The 22,604-nt window shown below is 46.3% G+C and carries 22 protein-coding genes; 12 read left to right on the forward strand and 10 right to left on the reverse strand.

Annotated elements, in window-relative coordinates:
- Nucleotides 1-34: 34 nt before the first annotated feature.
- The 3 genes from FRZ06_19005 to FRZ06_19015 all read left to right on the forward strand — a co-directional run bounded on the left by FRZ06_19005 (nucleotide 35) and on the right by FRZ06_19015 (nucleotide 3,163).
- Nucleotides 35-916, forward strand: a complete 882-nt coding sequence (locus tag FRZ06_19005; protein QOX65291.1) for a M23 family metallopeptidase — start codon at nucleotides 35-37, stop codon at nucleotides 914-916.
- A gap of 109 nt (nucleotides 917-1,025) precedes the next feature.
- Nucleotides 1,026-2,066, forward strand: coding sequence for a helix-turn-helix transcriptional regulator (locus FRZ06_19010; protein QOX65292.1), 1,041 nt, complete (start codon nucleotides 1,026-1,028; stop codon nucleotides 2,064-2,066).
- A 101-nt stretch (nucleotides 2,067-2,167) separates the two neighbouring features.
- Nucleotides 2,168-3,163, forward strand: a complete 996-nt coding sequence (locus tag FRZ06_19015) for an alpha/beta hydrolase (GenBank protein QOX65293.1) — start codon at nucleotides 2,168-2,170, stop codon at nucleotides 3,161-3,163.
- A gap of 4 nt (nucleotides 3,164-3,167) precedes the next feature.
- On the opposite strand, the gene FRZ06_19020 is transcribed toward FRZ06_19015, so the two are convergent.
- The 4 genes from FRZ06_19020 to FRZ06_19035 form a co-directional block, all read right to left on the reverse strand.
- The gene (locus tag FRZ06_19020) at nucleotides 3,168-4,163 is read right to left on the reverse strand and encodes a glycosyltransferase (GenBank protein ID QOX65294.1); all 996 of its coding nucleotides are present in this window, start codon (nucleotides 4,161-4,163) and stop codon (nucleotides 3,168-3,170) included.
- Nucleotides 4,164-4,236: 73 nt separating this feature from the next.
- Nucleotides 4,237-5,091: a hypothetical protein gene (locus FRZ06_19025; protein QOX65295.1), complete on the reverse strand. Its 855-nt coding sequence runs from the start codon at nucleotides 5,089-5,091 to the stop codon at nucleotides 4,237-4,239.
- A gap of 1 nt (nucleotide 5,092) precedes the next feature.
- Nucleotides 5,093-6,235, reverse strand: a complete 1,143-nt coding sequence (locus tag FRZ06_19030) for an SDR family oxidoreductase (protein ID QOX65296.1) — start codon at nucleotides 6,233-6,235, stop codon at nucleotides 5,093-5,095.
- Nucleotides 6,232-7,248, reverse strand: a complete 1,017-nt coding sequence (locus FRZ06_19035; protein ID QOX65297.1) for an NAD-dependent epimerase/dehydratase family protein — start codon at nucleotides 7,246-7,248, stop codon at nucleotides 6,232-6,234. Before FRZ06_19035 ends, FRZ06_19030 begins: the two co-directional genes overlap by 4 nt.
- A gap of 681 nt (nucleotides 7,249-7,929) precedes the next feature.
- On the opposite strand from FRZ06_19035, the gene FRZ06_19040 reads away from it, so the two are divergent.
- The 4 genes from FRZ06_19040 (at nucleotide 7,930) to FRZ06_19055 (ending at nucleotide 12,036) form a co-directional block, all read left to right on the forward strand.
- Nucleotides 7,930-8,517, forward strand: a complete 588-nt coding sequence (locus tag FRZ06_19040) for a folate family ECF transporter S component (protein QOX65298.1) — start codon at nucleotides 7,930-7,932, stop codon at nucleotides 8,515-8,517.
- Between the two features lie 138 nt (nucleotides 8,518-8,655).
- Nucleotides 8,656-9,894: a [FeFe] hydrogenase H-cluster maturation GTPase HydF gene (gene hydF / locus FRZ06_19045; protein QOX65299.1), complete on the forward strand. Its 1,239-nt coding sequence runs from the start codon at nucleotides 8,656-8,658 to the stop codon at nucleotides 9,892-9,894.
- 2 nt (nucleotides 9,895-9,896) lie between these two features.
- Nucleotides 9,897-11,225 (forward strand): aspartate ammonia-lyase, encoded by a 1,329-nt coding sequence (locus FRZ06_19050; GenBank protein QOX65300.1) that lies wholly within the window; start codon nucleotides 9,897-9,899, stop codon nucleotides 11,223-11,225.
- A 151-nt stretch (nucleotides 11,226-11,376) separates the two neighbouring features.
- Nucleotides 11,377-12,036: a TerC family protein gene (locus tag FRZ06_19055; GenBank protein ID QOX66015.1), complete on the forward strand. Its 660-nt coding sequence runs from the start codon at nucleotides 11,377-11,379 to the stop codon at nucleotides 12,034-12,036.
- A 15-nt stretch (nucleotides 12,037-12,051) separates the two neighbouring features.
- Here FRZ06_19055 and nudC read toward each other — a convergent pair whose 3' ends face one another.
- Nucleotides 12,052-12,939 carry an NAD(+) diphosphatase gene (gene nudC / locus FRZ06_19060; protein ID QOX65301.1) on the reverse strand — a complete coding sequence of 296 codons (888 nt, stop codon included), beginning with the start codon at nucleotides 12,937-12,939 and terminating at the stop codon, nucleotides 12,052-12,054.
- A 167-nt stretch (nucleotides 12,940-13,106) separates the two neighbouring features.
- On the opposite strand from nudC, the gene FRZ06_19065 reads away from it, so the two are divergent.
- The 5 genes from FRZ06_19065 to FRZ06_19085 all read left to right on the forward strand — a co-directional run bounded on the left by FRZ06_19065 (nucleotide 13,107) and on the right by FRZ06_19085 (nucleotide 15,965).
- The gene (locus tag FRZ06_19065) at nucleotides 13,107-14,291 is read left to right on the forward strand and encodes a diguanylate cyclase (protein ID QOX65302.1); all 1,185 of its coding nucleotides are present in this window, start codon (nucleotides 13,107-13,109) and stop codon (nucleotides 14,289-14,291) included.
- Between the two features lie 130 nt (nucleotides 14,292-14,421).
- On the forward strand, nucleotides 14,422-15,021 hold the full coding sequence (locus tag FRZ06_19070; protein ID QOX65303.1) for a TetR/AcrR family transcriptional regulator: 600 nt from the start codon (nucleotides 14,422-14,424) through the stop codon (nucleotides 15,019-15,021).
- A gap of 1 nt (nucleotide 15,022) precedes the next feature.
- Nucleotides 15,023-15,259: an AraC family transcriptional regulator gene (locus tag FRZ06_19075; GenBank protein ID QOX65304.1), complete on the forward strand. Its 237-nt coding sequence runs from the start codon at nucleotides 15,023-15,025 to the stop codon at nucleotides 15,257-15,259.
- 16 nt (nucleotides 15,260-15,275) lie between these two features.
- On the forward strand, nucleotides 15,276-15,641 hold the full coding sequence (locus FRZ06_19080; protein ID QOX65305.1) for a VOC family protein: 366 nt from the start codon (nucleotides 15,276-15,278) through the stop codon (nucleotides 15,639-15,641).
- 69 nt (nucleotides 15,642-15,710) lie between these two features.
- Complete coding sequence (locus FRZ06_19085) at nucleotides 15,711-15,965, forward strand: TfoX/Sxy family protein (protein ID QOX65306.1); 255 nt, start codon at nucleotides 15,711-15,713, stop codon at nucleotides 15,963-15,965.
- Nucleotides 15,966-16,075: 110 nt separating this feature from the next.
- Here FRZ06_19085 and FRZ06_19090 read toward each other — a convergent pair whose 3' ends face one another.
- The 5 genes from FRZ06_19090 to FRZ06_19110 form a co-directional block, all read right to left on the reverse strand.
- Nucleotides 16,076-17,281, reverse strand: coding sequence for an FprA family A-type flavoprotein (locus tag FRZ06_19090; GenBank protein QOX65307.1), 1,206 nt, complete (start codon nucleotides 17,279-17,281; stop codon nucleotides 16,076-16,078).
- Between the two features lie 108 nt (nucleotides 17,282-17,389).
- Nucleotides 17,390-19,291 (reverse strand): acyl-CoA dehydrogenase, encoded by a 1,902-nt coding sequence (locus tag FRZ06_19095; protein ID QOX65308.1) that lies wholly within the window; start codon nucleotides 19,289-19,291, stop codon nucleotides 17,390-17,392.
- 156 nt (nucleotides 19,292-19,447) lie between these two features.
- Nucleotides 19,448-19,840: an Rrf2 family transcriptional regulator gene (locus FRZ06_19100; protein QOX65309.1), complete on the reverse strand. Its 393-nt coding sequence runs from the start codon at nucleotides 19,838-19,840 to the stop codon at nucleotides 19,448-19,450.
- A 178-nt stretch (nucleotides 19,841-20,018) separates the two neighbouring features.
- Nucleotides 20,019-21,383, reverse strand: coding sequence for an aldehyde dehydrogenase (locus FRZ06_19105; protein ID QOX65310.1), 1,365 nt, complete (start codon nucleotides 21,381-21,383; stop codon nucleotides 20,019-20,021).
- Nucleotides 21,380-22,540, reverse strand: a complete 1,161-nt coding sequence (locus FRZ06_19110; protein QOX65311.1) for a MerR family transcriptional regulator — start codon at nucleotides 22,538-22,540, stop codon at nucleotides 21,380-21,382. Before FRZ06_19110 ends, FRZ06_19105 begins: the two co-directional genes overlap by 4 nt.
- Nucleotides 22,541-22,604 lie beyond the last annotated feature (64 nt).

Here is a 22,604-nt window from a genome sequence, read left to right on the forward strand (position 1 = left end):
GGTAATTTAGGAAAGAATAGGTAGGTGAATCGTAGTGCATCGCTTTGTATCGTTCACAAAAAAACTGAAATGGTTCGGATTGTTGGGCCTCCTGGGGTATGTAACCCCTTATGAAAACCTGAAGCTCCTATGGCTGATATGGCTGCTGTGCTTCTTTGAAATTATTGCTGAGTGGCGGATTCTCTGCCAATCAATGCTGCAGCTGATAGGGATTTTTGCAGTAAACCTTAGACCATCAGACAGGCAGTCCCTTGCTGTAAGCACAAGGACTGAAAATTGCTATCGCCTGCCGTTCACAGGGCAGTGGACCGTGGTCAATGGAGGCATTGATAAAGAAATGTCCCATTCCTGGAGCATTCCGGCTCAGCGCTATGCTTATGATTTCCTGATTCTGGATGAAGAAGGGAAAAGCCACATGGGAGATCCGCGGAAGCCTGAAAGCTACTATTGCTATAATCGGGATATCCTTGCACCATGTGACGGCACCGTATTATCGATTCAGGATGGCTATGAGGACAGCCTTATTGACGGAAAAGGAAGTGCAGACTGCAGAGCAAAAGACATCAGAGGAAACCATATTCTGATCAGCCACGGAGATAATGAATACAGTCTGATCGCTCATATTAAAAAAAATAGCTTCCTTGTTGGGATTGGAGATATGGTGACTCGCGGTCAGGTGATGGCAAAATGCGGAAATTCAGGGAATTCATCGGAACCCCATATCCATTATCAACTGCAGGACGGCGAGAGCTTTTATTTTTCATCAGGGATGCCTGTGGGATTCTGCGACATTAAGGCTGAGAAAAAGGCGAATTATTCTAGTTTGGATCCCAGGAAGGTTCATGACCGTCTTGTACGAGCAGATGATATAACTTATATCCAGAGAGGCTGGGCCGTAGAAAACCTGCAACCTTAAATAATATGCATGTGGATGGAACGGACCCTTTCAGTTGAATTTTTTGCTGAGATATCGTAAGATAAACGAAAAGGGCAACCCCAAGGATTGGAATTGTAGGAGCTGACTTATGGCACATATCGTTTTTTTGATTCATATTTTGGCTTTCATTTTTGGCTGTGTTTGTATTATATTTTCAGCATTGCTTTATAGAAAGTACAAGAACGGAATCGCAAGGTATTATACATTATTTTTAACCTCTCTGCTGATGATACTACTGGAGAGAACCTTCACCTATTACAAGCTGGCAAGTATCTTGGAAGGGCAGTATTCCGATGTTGTCTTCTGGGTAATCTCCTGCATGGGATGCGGGCTTTTAATTTTTTCCCTGCCGCTGCTTCTGGGTGAGCTGCTTGGGCTTGCCATTTCTAAGAGAAAGAGGCTTATCTTTGGTCTGCTTGCATTCCTTCCGACCATAGCACTTGTATTATATTACACACTTCCGTACAAGATACTAATTCTCAATATCATTGATGCGATCCTGTTTTTGCTGCTGCTGTATTGTTTCTGTCTAGCCGTTGTGCTGCGCAGTTCCTTTAAGTCGCTGGATATGAAACGGATGATTTCTCCCTTTATGATTCTCCTGGCTGTCTGGCTGCCAGCAGTATTTCTTGATTTCCGGCTGCAGCAGGTTCCTGGCATACAGAATCTCTTTCCATATGGATTTTTATCCATCCCAATTTTCTATACGGCGTGGAATATCCTTACGGTTTATTACGGACGAAATTATTTGGATCTTGTAATGCTCTCGTCGAGAAGGGAAGGCGATGGATTACTGGAAAACCTCCTGGGAGAAAAGTTAGGAATGAAGGCTAAGGCGGAGGATGAGGATGAGGCAGGAGTGCTGGAAGAGAGGGAGTCGAAAGGAGAACGCGATCATGGGTTTGGACTCACAGACCGGGAGCAGGATGTGGCCGCATTGCTGATCAAAGGGTATAGCTATCAAAAGATCAGCGAAGAACTGTTTATTTCACTCTCCACCGCCAGAACCCATGGATATAATATCTATAAGAAGGTCGGTGTCAGCAATAAGGTCGAACTGACCAATCGATTGAAATACCAGCCGCCTCATACAGATGAAGTAGCCAAAAATACACTAAAAATAGAGTAAATCATACAAATAGCTGACTGGATTTCAGTTGTTTGACGGAGAGACATATCCACCTGATTGCGTTATCGTAAATACATAAGATAAAATATCAGGAGGAATTTATGAATTTCAGAAAATTGATGTTGAAAGCGGCAGCCTTTACAGCAGGGCTCATTATTCTATGTATCGTCGTTTCGCTGCCATTCTATTATTATGATATGTCTAAGCTGAAAGAAGCTTTGGAAGCCGGAAGTAAAACCATTCAATCTCCATATGGGACAATTGAGTATGTGGATATCGGAGAAGGAATTCCGGTTCTGGTTTCCCATGGCACCATGGGAGGCAGTGACTTTGGTGCGCTTCAGGCGAAGGGTTATCTCAGCGGCAAATATCGATTGATTGTACCTTCGCGGTTTGGATATCTTCGGTCTGCTATGGCGGAGGATGCTTCCTTCGAAGCGCAAGCAGATTGTTTTGCTTACCTGCTGGATTCCCTCAATGTGGATCAGGTAATCGTAGAGGGCATGTCCGCAGGCGGTGTTCCGGCAATGCAATTTGCGGCGCGTTATCCGGAAAAGTGCGCCGGCCTGATCTTGCTTTCCACAGTGGCTTATGCTCCCCCATCTGTCTATAAGTCCCAGGATCTTCCTGTCCCCGGTTTTGTGTATGATACGATGCTGAAGTCCGACTATTTTTTCTGGGTGCTGCTCAAGCTAACGCCCTCGGCAGTTCACAATATTGCCGGAGCATCGGAAAGCCTGAAGCGTAATTGCAGCCCGGAAGAACTGAAACTGCTGAACCGGCTAGGCTGGTCTTTTCTGCCAGTTTCCCAAAGGTTTGAAGGATGGAAGCAGGACAGTCGGAATATTAACAGCTTGACTGGATTGCCCCTTGATCAGATCACGGCCCCAACCCTAATCGTGAGTGCGGATGATGATACCGTTGCACCTCAGGCTTGGAGCCGGTATACTGCAGAGCAGATTGCAGGAAGCCAGCTTGTAACTTACAAAACAGGTGGACATATGCTGCTGGGGCACATGGAAGAGCTGAGGGAGCTGACAGGAAGCTTCATCAATGAGGCGTATGCTGCTGAAGACTGGAAATCGGAGGTACAATAAAAAGCTAATAGTAGTATTTTTCCAGCAGCTTTAAAATATATTCCGCTCGCTGTTTGTAAGTGTGGTTTTCCACGCTTACAACTGCGTTTTCTCGAATCTTTCTCCATTCATCTTGATTCTTTTCGTAATAATGGACCAGTTCCATGGTTTCTTCAGGGGAAGAGGAAACGATGAGATCACGCCCTGGAACGAAAAGCTTTCTAATTGCCTCATTATCTGCAGAGAGTGCAAAACCGCCAGAACCTAAAATTTCAAAGGTGCGCTTGGTAATTGTATGCGGATGGTTTTGCGTTACCAAATTGATAAAGCTGCTGTTATATGCGGCGCAGGTTCGTTCATAGGGCATATAGTTGTGATAAGTCAGCGTAGGGACATCCATTCCAAGAATTTGTTTTACCGTGGCTGCGTAACCCGAGTCTCCGTAAAGGTGAACCGTGTATTTATTTTCCAGTAGTGGTTTCAGCAAAATTTTTAGAGAATGGTACCGGTAATGATCAGGATGAGATTTCACAAACATGGAATAGGAATTCCCAATCAGGTTAATAAAATATTTATCATTCTCATAGCCTGGCAACGGCTGATGGGAAACCGGGCTGTATGCATAATGCATCATTTCGCAAGGGAAGCCCTTCTCAATAATGAGTTCACGCATCTCCGGGCACATGGTCAGAACCAGGTCGGGCCTTGAATTGTAGATAACATCCATTTCGATGCCGTCTCCTGATACCGAGGCGAAGTATTTGCTTGAAATGCCATCAGTATCCCAATGGATATATTTCAAATGCTGCGGCCTGCTGCTTCCTACTACTTTCATCGCTTCCGCCTTCAGTTCTATGGGGGTCCCCAGGGTGATGAGGAGGTCGGCATCTGTTGTGCTAAATATTTGCTGGATTTGATTTTCATTTGATGCGTTAATAATCTGCGCGTCGCAGCCAGCTTTCAGAAAACCCCACAGCATATCGACAGAAAACAATCTATTTCCAAGGATAAGAACTTTCATATGATATTACCTTTCACGCTTCCCTTAGGGGAAGGCTGTATTTTATGATTTTTAGCAGCTGAAGAGGGTAGCGTTATGGTTTGTTAATCGCTGCTATGTTCTCAATATAGCGAGTTAAAAAGTATCGCTTATGCCATGGGCTGCTGTGAAGCGTGCTCAGGGCTTTTAGTCCCATAGCACCGTACTGCTTCACAAGGCCTTCGTAATTCACCTTTACATTATCCTTTACGGCGAGCCGCTGCCCGGCAACGGCATGATAAACCACAGAATTATAATTTATATTAGGATGCCATGCCCTCCGTGTACCATAGTAGTAATAGTAACCAAGCAGCATGCTGTCATCCTCAAAGCACTGACGGCCTCGCAGAAAAGCGGCATTGTAACCGCCGGTTTCCTTTAATATGGAGGAAACATGAATACAGGGATTTGTGAAGCCTGGTACGATCTGATCGACGCAAAGTCCTGCAAGGAAATCGTTATACGAAGAAACGCTGTCTGGCAGTGTCACCGCTTTGTTTAGAAAGGGCATTCGCCCTTGATTATCTACGATTCCGCAGCTGATCAGCGGTTCGTCATGCTCTTTTAGATATTGCACCAACACATCCTCCCAGTTGGGAGGAAAGATCATATCGGGATGAAGCTCGCTGATAAATTCTGTCTCCGGTAGTATGGACCAAATATATTCAAAACACCGTTGACGTCCTATTGTCGTGCCCACATTGAAGCCGTCTCCAATGATGCGGCAATCAAGTTGACTGATTGATGTTAAGGTTTTCAGTGCTTCATTGCTCATGGAACCCTGGTTGTAGATCACCAGGGTCTTATAGGTGCTCTTTTCCAGCGATTTCAGACAGTTGGCTGCTAGAATCATATCCTCCAGCGCTCGTTCCTGACGAAACATGAAAAGCAGTGTATGAACAAGACTCAACTCAGACACCCCCTAAATGAGGGAGGGACGATGCTGGATCTACAATCGCGGGATGTGTATCAGGATTGCTTGGGTCGAAGATTTGATTGGCCCATACAAGCATAACCATATCAGAACTTCCGGTGTTGAGGATATCGTGAGTATATCCCGGCGGGATATCCAACACCTCCAGCCGTTCTGCTGAGACTGGATAAAGCAGAAGTTTCTCATCCCCCAGTCTGCGGAATCGGATTAGGCCGGAACCGGAGACAACGATGAGCTTTTCTGTTTTTGTGTGGTGCCAATGTCCAGCCTTCACCATACCGGGTTTTGTAATGTTAACAGAGACCTGACCAGCATCCACTGACTTAAGCGCCTCTGCGAAGAGTCCGCGGTGGTCTTTGTGTTCCAGGAGCGGATAACGGAATTCCTCTTCCGGCAGATAGCTCAGGTAAGTGCTGTAGAGCTTACGAATCAACGGATCGCTCACTTTGGGAACCGTGAGGTTCTCTCTGCTTTGTGGAAAGCTTCTTATGATTTCAACCAAACTGCCTACCGTAGTGTGATAGACTGGATCGACTTCGCAGAAATCGCCATTTCGCAGGGCTTCTCCCTGGAGCGCTGCTGTAAAAGCATTCAAAACGTCGTCAATATACACCAGCGTCAATGCTGATTGGGGATCGTCAATCCGCAGGGGAAGTCCCCTGGCCGTATTATGACAAAATGTGGCGACAGCGCTGTTATAATTCGGCGCACACCACTTGCCGAAAACATTTGGCAGACGATAGATATAAAAATCAGCCTGCGTTTCACGGCCATACGCAAGAACCAGATCCTCTGCTTTCTTTTTGCTTCGGCCGTATGGATTATCAAGAAGGGCCTGCACGGACGAAGACATCAGCACAGGTATCCTTCTATTTTCTTTTTTCAGCGCCTCCAAAAGCACGGCGGTCAGCAGATAATTTCCTGCAAAGTCGGACTCGTCGTCCGGACGGTTGATTCCGGCAAGATGAAAAACGAAATCACAGTCAGAAGTATATTGCTGCAATACTGTCTCGTCGTCAGGGCGGTCATATTTCAAAAGGTTGTCATAGCCCATAGCCTCTAAGTGAGCACATAAGTTTCTGCCGACAAAGCCATTGGAGCCGGTGATTAGTATCTTCATTGACTGTTCCACATCCTTAATTCCTCCGCAACATATTCGCAGTCCAGCAGAGTTTGTTTTAGTTCCTGAGCTGTCAGCCGGTGGGTATTGCTGGAATTATACTCCTGCAGTTCACCAAGGCTTCGGTTCCCGTCACTAAAATATTTCGCATAGTTGAGTCTGCTTTCTTCCGCCGGTACGCGAAAATAATCTGACATATCCAGAGCCGCCGCCCGTTCTTCACGGGTAAGCAGCGTCTCGTGCATCTTTTCACCCATTCTGACACCGATGATTTCAATCTCGTTATCTACATGAAAGAGCTCCTTTAAAACCTGCGCCAGGACACCAATGGTTGAAGCGGGAGATTTCTTGACCATGAGATCGCCGGGCTGTGCATTCTGGAAAGCAAATAGAACAAGATCAATGGCCTCTTCTAAATTCATTAGGAATCGGGTCATATCAGGATCGGTTATGGTGAGTGGCCTCCCGCTTTTGATCTGTTCGATAAACAGAGGAATCACAGACCCCCTCGATGCCATCACATTTCCGTAACGAGTGCCGCAGATCAGCGTGTCTTTTGACGACCGAGATTTGGCCATGAAGATTTTCTCCATGATCGCTTTGGACATTCCCATGGCGTTGACTGGATAGACGGCCTTATCTGTGGATAGGCAGACTACTTTTTTAACACCCTCTTCTATGGCAGAAGACAGCACGTTTTCCGTGCCGAGTGCATTGGTTTTCAAGGCTTCCAGAGGAAAGAACTCGCAGCTTGGCACCTGTTTCAGTGCTGCTGCGTGAAAGATATAGTCAACACCTTGTACGGCGTTTTTTACACTGGTAATATCCCGGACATCTCCGAGTAAAAATTTTAGCTTGTTGTTGTTGTATGCTTTTCGCATATCATCCTGTTTTTTTTCATCACGGGAGAAGATTCTGATCTCAGCGATTTCCGTATCAAGAAACCGTTTGAGTACGGCATTTCCGAAGGAACCCGTTCCACCGGTGATGAGCAGCGTCTTGTCTTTGAACATAAGTCAATCCATTCCTTTTCTACATAATCCTTATGTATGGATGCTCACCGTTAGATCGGAAGTTATCTCGTTCCGCATTGAGGCATGCGGCAGCTTTCGGAATGCAGTAAGGGCATTTAATCCGCTGGGATCCCGAAGCTCGAATAATATAGTATATTCGTTGTTTTCGTAGAGTGAAATTTGTCCAGTGAAAGCGGTATGAAAATTGAAGTGATTGAGTCTATCCAATTGACAATTTCAGAAAAAGGGAATATGCTGGGTATGTTATACAACTGACGGAAGTGGAATTGACCACAGGAAGTATAACGTAGGGAAGCCGACCGTCTGGGCAAATGTTGCTTGGATTGGCGGTTTTTTTTATTGATAATGATATGGCCGTCATGAGAAAGTGAAACAAATCAAAGCAGAGTAGAACGTTGTGCGTAAATCAATGATTTACAGTGCCCTCTGAACGGGGAGTTGTCAGAGGGACGAAAAGCCTTAGCGGGCTTACGGTGCAAGGTTCGCATCCCGCTGCTGCATGGGGAGAAGCGACTTGATCAACATACCTCCTGTTGTGCAGCTGGCTGCATGACAGGAGGTGTTTTTTATGATGGAGACCTAGGGAAAATCTGGTGCGCGCGGTATATGAGTGGTTGATTAATTTTTTCACATATCTTAGAGAGAAAAGGAGAAGTTAAATTGAAAGAATCTATTAAGACACGTAAAGTCGTGATATCTGCCGTATTTGTTAGTATTTCTGTTGGGCTAAAAGCAATCTCAAGCTTTTACCTTCCGCTCTTTGGGCAAAATGGAATCAGCGTAGGAATTTCAGGTGTGTTTACGATCCTGCCAGCCATCTTGTTTGGGCCGGTCTATGGTGCAATGGCTTCCGGACTCGCTGATTTTTTGGGATACTTGATGAAGCCTGTGGGACCGTACCTTCCACTCATGACCTTAGTGGTGGCTGCGGGAGGCTTTCTCAGAGGATGGCTATGGATTAAGGTATGTGGACTGGGCAGAAAAAAATTCAAGAGCCAGATTCCACCGCTTCTTCTTGTATTAATCAGTTCTGGGATTTTCGTTACCACCCTCAATACAGTCATATTGAGAGAGACGGTTTTCGAAGCTTGGAAGGTACTGCCTTTTGCTGCTGTATGGCTTCCCAGAGTAATAGAAGAACTCGTAAGTAATATAGTCAAGGCATACATTGTAGCCGTGCTTCTTCGGGTTGCCAGGAAGCATACAAATTTAAGGGAATTAATGGATGAAAGGTGCGGGGGAGAGTAAAATGCCCCCTCCTTCCAAATGATAAGATGCTGTGCAGCAGATCCCGCCAGCGTTGAAAAGTAAGCTGCAATTGTATATAATACTATTAGTAAAATAATACGAAAGCGTTTCAGATAAAGATTACTTTAGGAGAATGTTATGGGACTGAATGATACACCTTCCTCAGATCGAATTCATATTGGCTTTTTCGGACAGCGGAACGCGGGCAAATCCAGCCTGGTCAATGCTGTCACTGGACAGGAGCTGGCTGTGGTGTCCGACGTCAAAGGCACGACAACGGATCCTGTTTATAAATCGATGGAGCTTCTGCCCCTCGGGCCGGTAATGATCATCGATACCCCCGGTTTTGATGATGAAGGTGCTTTGGGGGAATTGCGGGTAAAGAAGACAAAGCAGGTGCTGAATAAAACGGATGTTGCTGTATTGGTGGTAGATGCAGCAAAGGGCCTGAGCGGAAGCGACAGGGAGCTGCTTCGGCTGTTTCAGGACAAGGAGATCAACTATATTATCGCCTTTAATAAAAGTGATCTGTTAGAAGTGAAAACTGGCAGTGAAATAACCTCGGGAGCGGATGGGACCAATCAGAGCGGAAGAGAAATCTACGTCAGTGCCAAGCAGCATGAAGGAATTGAGGAATTGAAGGAAAGAATCTCTCGCCTGACGGTAACCGGTAATCTGAAGCTACAAATTGTCGGGGATCTGATTCATCCTTCCGATTTTGTTGTATTGGTGGTACCAATTGATAAAGCTGCACCCAAGGGGAGGCTTATCCTGCCCCAGCAGCAGACCATACGTGATATTTTGGAAGCAGATGCGGCTGCCATCGTAGTCAAGGAATATGAACTCAGAGAAACCCTTGAAAACTTGGGGAAACGTCCGGCTCTGGTCATAACAGACAGTCAGGTTTTTGCCAAAGTATCGGCAGATACTCCCAGGGACATTCCTTTGACTTCCTTTTCCATATTAATGGCACGATACAAGGGCCTTTTAGAAACGGCAGTGAAGGGAGTTGCAGCGGTAGAACGTTTGAAAGATGGAGATTCCGTTCTGATTGTAGAGGGCTGCACCCACCATCGCCAATGCGATGATATTGGAAGTGTAAAGATTCCTCGCTGGCTGGGACAGTACACCGGGAAGCAGCTGAACTGCAAGACCGCTATGGGCGCCGTATTCCCCGAGGATCTCTCTGAATATGCTTTGGTCATTCACTGCGGCGGGTGCATGCTCAATGAGAGGGAAGTGAAGTATCGAATGAAGTGCGCAGAAGATCAAAACGTACCCATTACCAATTACGGAATCGTGATTGCTTATATGCAGGGAATCCTCAAGCGAAGTATTGAGATTTTTCCCCATCTTTTGATGGAAATAGAGGACTAGCCATGCGGATAGAACGGGATGTTTTGGGAGAAAAAGCCCTGGAAGACAAAGCTGCTTACGGAATCAATACGGTAAGGGCATCAGAGAATTTCAATTTGAATCATAGGGCGGTCAATCTAAATCTGATTTATGCGGTGGTTAAGATTAAGAAGGCAGCTGCTGTTACGTATCTGCGCCTTAAGGATGGAAGGGAAGGCGTCTATGAAGCCATTATTGCTGCCTGTGACAAAATTTTAGCAGGTGGGTATGCGGATTGCTTCATCACCGAAGCTTTGCAGGGAGGTGCAGGCACTTCCACCAATATGAATGTCAATGAGGTGATTGCTAACTTGGCTCTTGCCGAAATGGGGAGAAACTACGGTGCTTACGATGTGATTCATCCCCTTGATGATGTGAACCGGGGCCAATCCACCAACGATGTTTACCCCACAGCCCTTCGTATCGCTGCGATAGAGCAGCTTCGTGAGTTGAGTGAGGGCTGCGCAGCACTGCAGCAATCCCTCCAGATGAAGGAAAATGAGTATCAAGATGTTGCGAAACTTGGAAGAACTGAGCTCATGGATGCTGTTCCTGTGACGCTGGGAGCGGAATTCGGTGCCTATGCACAGTGCATTGCAAGAGATCGGTGGAGGCTTTATAAAGTAGAGGAAAGGCTGAGACAGGTCAGCATCGGAGGAACTGCGGTGGGGCTTTCCCACAATGCAGAGAAAAAATATAGGTTTGGCGTGATTGAAGAGCTAAGGGCGATAACGGGCATTGGATTAGCTGCCGCTGAATACCCCATGGATATTACACAGAATAACGATGTTTTCGTTGAAGTATCCGGCTTGCTGAAAGCATTGTCTGTCAATCTATTGAAAATTTCAAATGATTTGCGCCTTATGAATTCAGGCCCCTATGGCGGGTTTTCAGAAATTCGCCTAGCCGAGCTTCAACAGGGGAGTACCATCATGCCCGGAAAGGTCAATCCCGTCATCCCAGAGATGGTGATGCAGTGCGCCATGCGGGTGATTGCAAATGATGCGGCGATCACGATGGCAGCTGAGAGGGGAGAATTTGAGCTCAATGCTTTTGGGCCGCTGATTGCGGACTCTCTTTTGGAAAGCCTCCAATTGCTGAAGGAAGCTGTGCTTCTGTTTCGTACAAAGTGCATCGAACCGCTGGCCCCCAACCGGGAACGTTGTCTGCAGCTTCTTGAGGGCAGTTATGCTTTTGCAGCGGACTATATCCGCAAGCTTGGCTATGATACCGTCAGCAGAGTGGTGAAAGAGCATCCCCCCAAAGCTGCAAAAGAAATCCTGGACAGGCTTGAGGAAGAAACCTTCGCATGATTCGGAACCTTCGACAGTAAATATATTAAGGAAGCAAAATGATATCAAAGAAAAAAGCAGCAAAGGCCAAAGCTGTAAAGATATCAAAAAGAAATGCCCATCGCCAGCTACTGGCACTATGGGGGAATGAGGAGCTTTCTTAATGGAACTTGTGGGATTATCGGTATCTGAATTGATATCCGGGATTTTATCTGTTGTTTTAATTGATCTGGTTCTGGCAGGGGACAACGCCATAGTAATCGGTCTGGCTTGCCGCAATCTGCCGCGGAACCTGCAGCTGAAAGCCATTGTGATGGGAACTGCAGGTGCGGTATTGATTCGAGTTTTGGCCACGCTGGTCATCGTAAAGCTTCTCCAAATCAAGGGTTTGATGTTGGGAGGAGGTGTTTTGCTGATTTGGATTGCATACAAATTACTGGCCAAACCGAAAAACCACGACTCAGTCAAATGTTATGATTCTCTTGCTTCGGCGGTGGCCACAATCATCTTAGCAGACGCCGTGATGGGACTGGATAATATGCTGGCCATAGCAGGGGTCTCTCAAGGAAGCTATGCCATGGTCATCATCGGCCTTGCCATCAGTATTCCGATCATGGTTTTCGGCAGCACGCTAATCATCAGGCTGATTGAACGCCTGCCCATAGTGATCGACGTTGGGGCCGGTGTCATCGCTTATACTGCGGGAAAGATGATCACGGAGGAACCGATGCTTCAAAGCGTTCTCTCGGCTCCTGCAATCAAATATCCTGTGATCCTGCTGATCATTGCAGCGGTACTGATTACCGGTATTCGGGACCGGAAGCGTTCGTAAAAATTTTCATAGGAATCACCCTTGGTTTCGGGTCTGTACAAACCAGTTGATCAGCTTTCCTGCAACGCTGTACGTTCCGGGAACCTCGGGCAGCTCATCCGCACCGAAAAATGCTGCATCATCAATTTCCACTCCATCCGGGGTAACTTCGCCGCTTTCATAGTCTGCAATAAGACCAATCATTAGCGAATCGGGAAAAGGCCAGGGCTGACTTCCGAAATACCGGATGTTTTTGATTGTTACACCTACCTCTTCAAGAACTTCTCTTTGTGCACAAATCTCAACCGTTTCTCCGGGTTCGATGAAACCTGCAAGGGTGCTGTACCACCGCTGCTTAAAGTTTTTATTATGTGCGAGCAATAGCTTATCTTCCTTGACTACGGCGATTATGATGGCGGGAGAAATCCGAGGATAGATTATATTTTTGCAGGAGGTGCACCTTTTTGCCAGTTCAGCCGGGTCCTTTCTGGTGGGACTGCCGCAGACACCGCAGTATTTGGTGCGCTGACTCCAGCCCGCAAGATGAACGGCACGGGAGGCGACAAGCCCGATAACCTCATCAACCTTGCTGTAGACAGTCCGAAGGCTTTCGAACTCCAGTCCGTTCGGTATTATGAAGGTCTCGTCATAAGACATGTAGAAGCAGTGGGCACCGTCTAAGGTTCCCAGATAGCCCAGGTCATACCGTTCGGGATTTTGAACGAAGCAGTCACTGAACCTTGGAAAATCGGCAGCGCCATTTTCATTGCGAAGCAGTACTCTGTCTTCCTCTACGATAAAAATAATAGAAGCGGAAAGGTCCTCTTCTTTCGAAAAACCTAACGCCGGATGAAATCTTTCATAAAGATCTTGACTTGTTGTATCCAAATTATATGCCTTTCTTCTTCTTAGGAAATGATATATTTTCTTTTTCTTAGGGAATAATACACTTTCTTCTTAGAAGATGTGTTTCTTTTTCGTTACTTTCTATTGTAGAACTTCACGGACGGGAAGTAAATCCCCTTTGTAGCCTCAGCGAAGTTCCTTTCCTATTTTGGGAGGAGGATACGAAATTATGGACAAGATCGGTTGTGGGTATTAGAATAGTAGTATCAAGCTTCGCTGGAAATTGGAGGGAGGGCATTTCTATTCAAACACTTGCATTTTTAGAGATTGATTTTTTTGCACTTGCAGTTCTGCTGCTGATTTATCTCAATATTAGACACAGCAGTGGGCAGTACATAGAGCAGAAAATATTTATGATCCTGATTCTTGCAGATGCAATTATTCTTATATTGGATATGGGAATGTGGCTACTGGATGGTAAAACCGGTTTTCTGATACGGGAGATTTATATTCTAGTCACCGCGTTTTACTATGTTTTCAATCCACTGATTTGTATGATCTGGTACTTTTATGTGGATTACAAAATCTACAAAAGCGCCAATCGGCTGAAACGGGTCATGATACCGATGCTTGTACCGGCAGCTGTGAACGCAGCATTGTCCTTAGCAAGTATTTTCAGCGGCTATATGTTCTACTTTGATGCAGAGAATATCTACTACAGAGGCTCTCTCTTTCCACTTATGGCAGTGATCAGTCTCTTTTACCTTGTCTACGCGATGATTCTTATCGTCGCAAAGAAAAACCTTCTTGAAAAACGAGAATTTTTTATCATGCTCGTATTTGGTATTCCTCCCCTCGTTGGAGGAGTCGTTCAGAGCCTGGTCTACGGTCTCTCCCTCGTATGGATTTGTGCAACGTTCTCTGCTCTGATTATATTCATTAATATGCAGAATAACCAGCTCTATACAGACCATCTGACAGGACTCTTCAACAGAAGGCAGCTGGACAGCTATCTGAGACAAAATTCCCAGGCAATGGAAGACAGGATGTTGGCGGGAGTGATGATTGACTTGAACGCCTTCAAACAGATTAACGATCAGTATGGGCATAATATAGGAGACCAAGCGCTGCAGCATACGGCAGAAATCCTGACGAAGACCTTTCGAGAAAGGGATTTTATTGCTCGGTACGGAGGCGATGAATTTCTGGTTTTAATGACCGTCCATGACTGCAAGGTTCTGAAAGCTGCAGTTCAACGTCTGAGAGAAAACGTTAAGCGGTTTAATGAGCAAAGTGAGACTCCATATCAAATTAGTCTCAGCATCGGATATGACTGCCGTTCCGTGGAATCGGAACAAGATGTGAACGATTTCTTAAAGCATATTGATCAATTAATGTATGAAGACAAACAAAGACGGCAACCCGCATAAAAACTCATGCGGGTTTTATTATGTTGTGACCTCATTTTTTTTCTTAAAGCACTTGACATTAATACGAGTCGAGAATATAATGAGTTAAAACTCAGTGAGTTAAAAGTCATTAAAATAAAAGGAGTCTTTTATGGCCGTATCTCAAAGGCAGAAACAGAAAACGGAAACGAAGAAATTTTTAATTGAGACTGCCATGGAGCAGTTTGCAAAAAAGGGGCTGAGTGCAACCCGGACTGCGGATATTGCCTCCGCTGCGAAGGTCTCCCATGGCACCATATTTCTGCATTTTCCTACGCGTGAGAGATTGCTTGAAGAGGTGATTGAAGAATTCGGAAGCAGGACATCAAGACGCATGCATGAACTAATTAATGGGGACTGTAACTTGGAAGAGGTTCTGGCCGCACATTTGAAGGGAATCGGTGAGTGTGAAGGCTTCTACACTGCTTTAATTTCCGAGACTGCTGTTCTGCCTGAGGGCGCACGCAATGCCTTAATTATGATCCAATCGGCGATCTCTCACCACATTCTGCAGGTGGCGGAGCGGGGGATGGATGCTGGCACCATTAAAACAATGCCCTTTGATTTGTTTTTTAACACCTGGATCGGGCTGATTCACTATTACCTGTCAAACAGAGCCTTGTTTTCTCCGGAGGATTCGGTTATCTCAAGACACGGACAACGATTGACAGATCACTACATGAATTTAATCTCAGCGAAAGGAGGAATCTAGAATGAAAATCTGTATTGCATGTGGAATGCCTATGAAGGCAAAAGAAGACTTTGCAATGGGAGATGAAAGCAAGGATTATTGCAAATACTGCGCAAGGCCTGACGGAACCATGCAAAACTATGCTGAAAAACTGGAAGGAATGACTGAATTTATTGTAAAGACGCAGGGGCTTGATCAAGAGGCCGCAAGAAACGCTGCCAGGGGGATGATGGAAAAGCTGCCGGCATGGCAAAACTGAGAAAGGGATACGATATATTATGAACTATGACAATTATCTGCTGCCAGTAGATGATATGGGCAAAGCCAGGGATTACTACGAAAATACACTGGGACTGGCGCTTAAATTTGACTTCTCTGCGAAAGGCATGATCGCGTTTCGAATCGGAGAGGAAGAGCCGGCGATCATCCTAAAGGATGTATCGCGGTTCGGGGAAAGCAAGCCTTCAGTTTGGCTGGAAGTGGAGAACGTAGAAAGCGAATACGCACGGTTGAAGGCAAAAGGCGTTGCCTTTCTTTCCGAACCGATCGAGATTCATACCGGCCTGGCAGTGGAATTTGAGGACCCTTTCGGAAATCGATTCGGGATCACGGATTATACAAAAACAGCTGCTAATAGATAAGAAAATTTTACCAAGGCAGCATCAGCGAGGGGATACAGGAGTCAGCGGAGACCGAAAGGAGTGGGTGTGATGACCAAATTGAGCGAACTGCCAAATGTGGGAGCCGTGATGGAGAAAAGGCTTGCAGCAGTTGGGATATACGACGGGGAAGCGTTGAAGCAAGCTGGAAGCAGGGAGGCATTTGAGCGTCTGCTTGCATATGAAGGGGATACGTGCTTTAGTTCGCTTTGCAGTTTGGAGGGAGCCGTACAGAATGTACGCTGGCACTCTCTGAGTGACGAAAAGAAGAAGGAATTAAAGGCATACTTTCAATCCTTGAAATAAGAGAGCATGAATAGCCGAACTTCCTAAGCTGAATCGATGAAGAAAAAAGCCATGCCCGGACAAGAAAATCCGAAAGCATGGCTTTTCTTATTTCAGAACCCTTTGGGGCATCAGACGAGAACAGATTCAGCAATGCTGCTTGCCAATGCTGATATTTCCGGGGATGACAGCTCATTCAGAGCGGAGGTAATGGTGACCGGGTCCTCCAGCAGGTAGATATCTCTCATTTCTTCGTCCAGAAATTTGCTGATCAAACCGCCGGCCTGGGGCGCCCAGGACCCGTTTTCAATGACCGCAAAGGTACGATTCTGGACATTCAGGTGCTTCATTTCCATTAAGAAGTGGTACATAGGCGGATAGATGTTCAGATTGTATGTAACCGAAGCAAGCACCACATGACTCAGCCGGAAGCTTTCTGAAATCAGCTGTGATACGTGGGTGCTGCTGACATCGTAGACATGAACGTTGGTAACCCCACGCCTGCAGAGCTCGCTGGCCAGTGCCTGAGCCGCAAACTCGGTGTTTCCGTACATTGACGCATAGACGATCAATACGCCTCGTTCCTCAGGAACGTACCTGCTCCACCTGTCGTATTTGTCAATGATATACCCGAAATCAGAACGCCATACAGGACCGTGCAGCGGGCAGATATACTTGATCTCCAATGTTGATGCTTTTTTCAGCAAAGCCTGAACGAAGGGGCCATACTTTCCTACAATATTTGTATAGTATCGGCGGGCATCGTCAATCCAATCCCGGTCGAAATTGACCTCGTCGTTAAAAAGCTTGCCGTCCAGAGCCCCAAAAGAGCCGAAGCCGTCTGCGGAAAACAGTACCTTGTCAGTGGCATCAAAGCTGACCATCGCTTCAGGCCAGTGCACCATCGGTGCCTCGACAAAGACGATCGTGTGACGGCCGAAACTCATGCTGTCTCCTTCTTTTACCTCAATTTCACGCCCATCGACATCAAACCCAAATTGGCGCATCATCATGAAGGCTTTTTCTGTGCTGATTACCTTCGTTTCGGGATGACGCAGCAAAATCTCTTCAATGCTGGCTCCGTGATCCGGTTCCATATGATTAATCACCAGATAATCCAGCGGTCTTCCATTCAGCAGACCTGCCGCATTGGCTAAATATTCACGGCAGACAGACCAGTCCACCGTATCAAACAAGGCTGTCTTTTCGTCTAATAGTAAATAAGAATTGTAGGAAACACCTCGTGGAATCGGGTGAACATTCTCAAAAAGCGCCAGACGATGATCGTTTCCGCCGACCCAATACAGGTCTTCTGTGACATTACGAACTGTATACATAAAGAAACCTCCATAAAATAATTAGAAATGGTTATCAGCAAGAAGTTTAAGGGAAGCGCTGATGAATCCATTGTGCGCAGCTGCAGCACGAATCGAATCAGTGTTTCCTTAGACTTCGATAAATTGATCTTTTTCTTCTGCACAGCAGGGACAGAGCCACTCTTCCGGCAGCTTGTCAAAGGCCACTCCCGGTGCAATTCCGGCCTCTGCGTCTCCGATATCCTTATCGTATTCATAGCCGCAGCCGCAGCAGACATACAATTTATAAAGGCGGGCAGGCTTCAACGGCTTTGTGCGTTTCATCTTTTTCATAGGAGGTGCATCGGTCTTTGGAGTTCCGTTATCCAGCGCCTCTGTCAGCAAGGGCAGAATAACCTCCACATCACCGACAATCCCATAATCGGCATTTTTAAAGATGGGGGCATTGGGGTTGCTATTAATGGCAACAATTGTAGAAGCCTCTTTAATCCCCTTTAAGTGCTGCCCCGCGCCGGAGATGCCGCAAGCGATATACAGGTTTCCCTTGAACTTTTGACCAGACATTCCGACATAGCGGCTTAGAGGTACATACTTTAATGTTTCTGCTACCGGACGTGATGAGCCGATTGCAGCACCCGCCTGTACGGCCAATGCTTTGACTAGTTCCATATTTTCTTTCGGTCCGATTCCCTTACCGGCGCTGACAATGCGCTCTGCCTGAACGATGGGTGTATCAAGCGGAATTCCCACGGTAAAATCGTACCCGTCCTTATTAAGACCTTCCACCAAAGCAGCTACCTGCTCCTGGGCGGTTCCGTCCTTTAAAATGATCTTCTTTCGCTCTCCTGTAAGTGCGCCTTTTTTCTTTGGCTTGCCGTCAGTCTTGGGTGCTTTTCCAATGAGGTGAGCTGCAATGACAACTCTTTGAATTTCGTTGGTTCCCTCGTAGATGGTGCAAATCTTTGCATCTCGGTAGAACCGCTCTACGTCAATGCCCTTGATAAAGCCCGAACCGCCGTAAATCTGCAGTGCATCATTGACGATTTCAAGACAACGGTCAGAGGTATACTGTTTTGCCATGGCGGATTCCATTGCATAAGACTCGTGGTTTTCCTTCAGTTCCGCTGCACTATAGACCAGAAAGCGGCAGGCGCGAAGTTTGGTAGCCATGTCAGCAATTTTGAACGAAATTGCCTGTTGATGAGCGATGGCCATTCCAAACTGTTCCCGTTCCTTTGCGTAATCCAGTGCACTTTCATATGCTCCCTGTGCAATTCCCAGCGACTGAGAAGCAATGCCGATTCTTCCGCCGTCGAGTGTTGCCATGGCAATTTTAAAGCCTTGGCCTTCTTTTCCCAGCAGATTTTCTTTCGGAACTTTCACGTTATTAAAGTTCAGCTCTGCAGTGGTAGAGGAGCGGATGCCCATTTTGTCGTATTTGTCACCGAAGGTGAATCCTTCCCAGCCCTTTTCCACAATAAAAGCGCTGATTCCCCGGGTGCCGATATCCGGGGTTGTTACGGCAAACACCACATAAATATCCGCCTTGGGCGCGTTGGTGATGAATATCTTGCTGCCGCTTAGAACGTAGTGATCGCCTGACAGTTCGGCAGTTGTTTCCGTTCCGCCGGCATCACTGCCGGCTTCGCTCTCAGTCAAACCGAAAGCACCTAGCTTTTCCCCTTTTGCAAGCGGCGTTAAATACTTTTTCTTCTGTTTCTCTGTTCCAAATGCATAAATTGGCCAACATCCCAAAGAGACATGAGCTGATAGAATTACGCCAATTCCTCCGTCAACACGGGACAGCTCTTCCACTCCGATGGAGTAATGCAGAATATCAAGACCGCTGCCGCCATATTCGGTGGGGAACGGTAGTCCCATAAGACCCATTTGACCCATTTTTTGCACAATTTCGTCAGGAAATAGATTTTCCTGGTCCAGTGTGGCGGCAATTGGCTTGATTTCAGCTTCGGCAAATTCTCGTACCTTTGCACGAAATTCCTCGTGTTGCGGCGTTGCTTGAAATAACATACAATGACCTCCCTTTATTATTAAATACATAATCTGGACTAAATTTGTCCAGTATTATTCAAAATATATTTGTGCCAAAAACATCCACTCATTCAGGATTAAATTGGACTAAATTTGTCCAGTTTCGCACAAAACATAAACCGCAGATCTTGCGGCTTATATTGCAGAGCGAAGAGATCGCTTTTTCATAATATTGATAAACTCATTTTGCATCGTGCACAATGTATTATGTACATTGCATCGCTTGTCTGCATGATTATTGGGACAAAAGCTGCCAGCTTCCTGGCACACATTGAGAAGCAATTCTCCTTCTATGGCATGATATACATCGTAAAATGTTTTCTCATCTAAGTCACAGCTTAGCTCATATCCGCCTTTTGCGCCGCGAAAAATACTGACCAATTGGGCTTTCTGAAGTTTTTTGAGAATCTTATAGGCGTAGGAAGTGGGGATATGTTCCAGTTCGCAAATTTGCTGAAGGGGCATGCGGGCTTTGTATGAAAGCGCCCGAATGATACGATATGCATAGTCTGCTTCGCGAGAAATCATCAATCTAATTCACCAATCACTTTTCACTAGAATTTCATCCCTATCATCCCATACTGGAGAAAATAAGTCAAGTATGATTATGCAAAAAAAACAGAATATGGATTTTATGTAAATCACCCAAGCATGTCGGAGCAAATATTAGCTTTATTCTATATCAGCAAGCGGCTAGCGGCTTATTTTATTTCAACAAGCTTCTGAGCATTCGAAATTTCTTTTCAGAATAAGGATGATAGCGCACCGGCATGTCGATCCAGTTTGATTTTTTGACGATGCTTCGATAGTGGGTGAAGGTATCAAAGCTGAGCTTTCCATGATAACTGCCCATACCAGAGTAACCGACGCCGCCAAAGCCCATGTGGGGACTTGCAAGATGGATGATGGTATCGTTAATACAGCCGCCGCCGAAGGAACAGGAGTTCAGAATTTTCTCCTCTGCAGCCTTGCTTGTTGTAAAGAGGTAGAGCGCAAGGGGACGGGGATGTGAGCGGATCAAACGTACGCATTCGTCAAGCTCCGAAAATGGAATCAAAGGCAGGATGGGGCCGAAGATTTCCTCCTGCATCACAGGAGATTCAGGGGTGATTCCCGTCAGAACCGTAGGTTCAACAAATCTTCTGCATTTTTCATAATGTCCGCCGATTACAGCATGCTCTCTCCGCATCAAGCCTGTTACGCGTTCAAAATGCTTTTCATTTATGATCACCGGCATTTCAGAAAGATCCCCGTCGGGAAAGAATTCTTTGATTGCCTTTTCGTAGGCGGCCAGGAAAGCATCCTTTACCTTGTGATGAATCAGAAGATAGTCGGGCTCAACACAGGTCTGGCCTGCATTCAGGACCTTTCCAAAGGCTATGCGCTTTGCTGCAAGCTTAATATCTGCGGTTTCATCCACGATGACAGGGCTCTTTCCTCCAAGTTCGAGGGTTACAGGGGTAAGATTTCTGGATGCTGCAGCCATTACCGTCTTTCCTACCTCAACGCTTCCCGTAAAAAAGATGTAGTCAAATACTTCCTCCAGAAGAGCATTGTTCAGTTCCCGCCCGCCTTCGACCACTGCGATGTATTCCTGAGGATAGATGGTACCAAGGATTTTGGCAATGGCGCTGCTGGTGGCGGGGGCATATGCGGAGGGCTTTACAACAACACAGTTTCCACCGGAAATTGCGCCCACCAGCGGCTCAAGGCAGAGCTGAAGCGGGTAATTCCATGGAGACATGATAAGAGCAACCCCATAGGGCTCGGGAACAACGTAGCTTTTCGCGTGAAACTGAGCCAGGGGAGTTTTTACCTTCTTTATCTTTCCCCAGCGGGGCAGGTGAGCAAGATGGAATCGGATTTCGTCCAGAACCATACCGATTTCTGTCATGTAGGTTTCGAAGGGGGATTTATTGAGATCAGATTTTAGTGCCTCACTGATCAAATTCTCGTTTTCTTTTAGTGCCCTTTGGAGTTTTTGGAGGGCTTCCAGACGAAAGGCAAGCGGTCTGGTAGCGCCGCTTTCAAAGTATTCACGCTGCTGCGTGACAATGGATCCAATATTCATGATGTTCCTCCAATTTGTTTGACTGCCCGCAGGAAGCGCTCTGTAAAATAATCGGAATCGGGTCCGATACAGGAGGCCGTATAAGAAGCAAAGCTGTTTTCCGCATTGCTCAATTCGCTGGAGCAGTCCAGGAGTGGTGAAATGATGGTAAGCCAACCAAGACGCAGACTGAAAAGCATCAGAGAGCGTATTCCTGCCGGCGAACCGGGGTCAAGGGACATAAAAAACAGATGGGTTTTCCCGCAGAGAGAGATACTGCTTGCAAGACTCTCAGCCCTGCTGTTTATAAAGTAATGATAATGATAAAGGGCTTCTTCGAGAGAGTCCTTTCCTTCAAACCCAGAGTTGACCGCATCTTTGCATTGCTTAGCTTCCGCATGATAGCCCAGCTTATTCAGCATTTCTGAAAGCCGCTGAAGCAGGGATGAGAGCCCCGCTGCATAACGGTCCAGATCCCGGATGCGCTGTGAACCGTATGTACGGTTCCATTCCTTACGCTTAAGACTAATGAATGCATCCAGTGTTTCGTCGGAAACGCAGATCATTCTGGCAGCAGATTCCGCTGAGGATGCGTGGAAGAGCATAGCCCGGTTGATAAAGAGATCCACATCTGCTTTTGCAGCCTGATTGAGAGCTTGATCGTAAAGGGTAAAGGAAGCGAGGGATTCTGCAAACGGAATTCCTGCATCAAGCCTTCTTTGAATCAGGAGCATGATCTGAAGATCGGCTTCCGCAAAAAAACGGCTTCTGCCGATGATTTCAGGCTTTAGTATCTTCTCATTCACAAGGCTGCTGATCTGCTCCTTAGATAGGCCTGACATTTTCGAAGCTTCGGAAGCCGAAAATGCTTTGCTGCCGCCACGATCGTCTGCTTTCAAAATCGCATCCAGCAGCTCGATTTCCGTATGGCTGGGAGAAGAGGCGTCCAGCATGCGCTTAATCACAGACAAGGGATAGTATCGCTCCTTTTGAAGGGATTTGATCAATTGAATTCGGGCAACGCAATCCTCGTCGTAATAAGCCATATTGGGCCCTGTTTTGAAAGCCGCCTGTAACAAGCCTTCTTTAATATAGAATTTTATGGTGGTTACATTGGTGTTTGTGGCCTTTGCAAGCTCACCGATTTTCAGCAGGCCGGCGGCAGATTCTTTTCGCATGCATTCCTTCCTTTATCTAAGGAAGCTCTGATCATTGCAGACACAAATCACGCGCGCGTATCCG

Source organism: Clostridiales bacterium (assembly GCA_015243575.1).
GTDB lineage: Bacteria > Bacillota > Clostridia > Peptostreptococcales > Anaerovoracaceae > Anoxybacterium > Anoxybacterium hadale.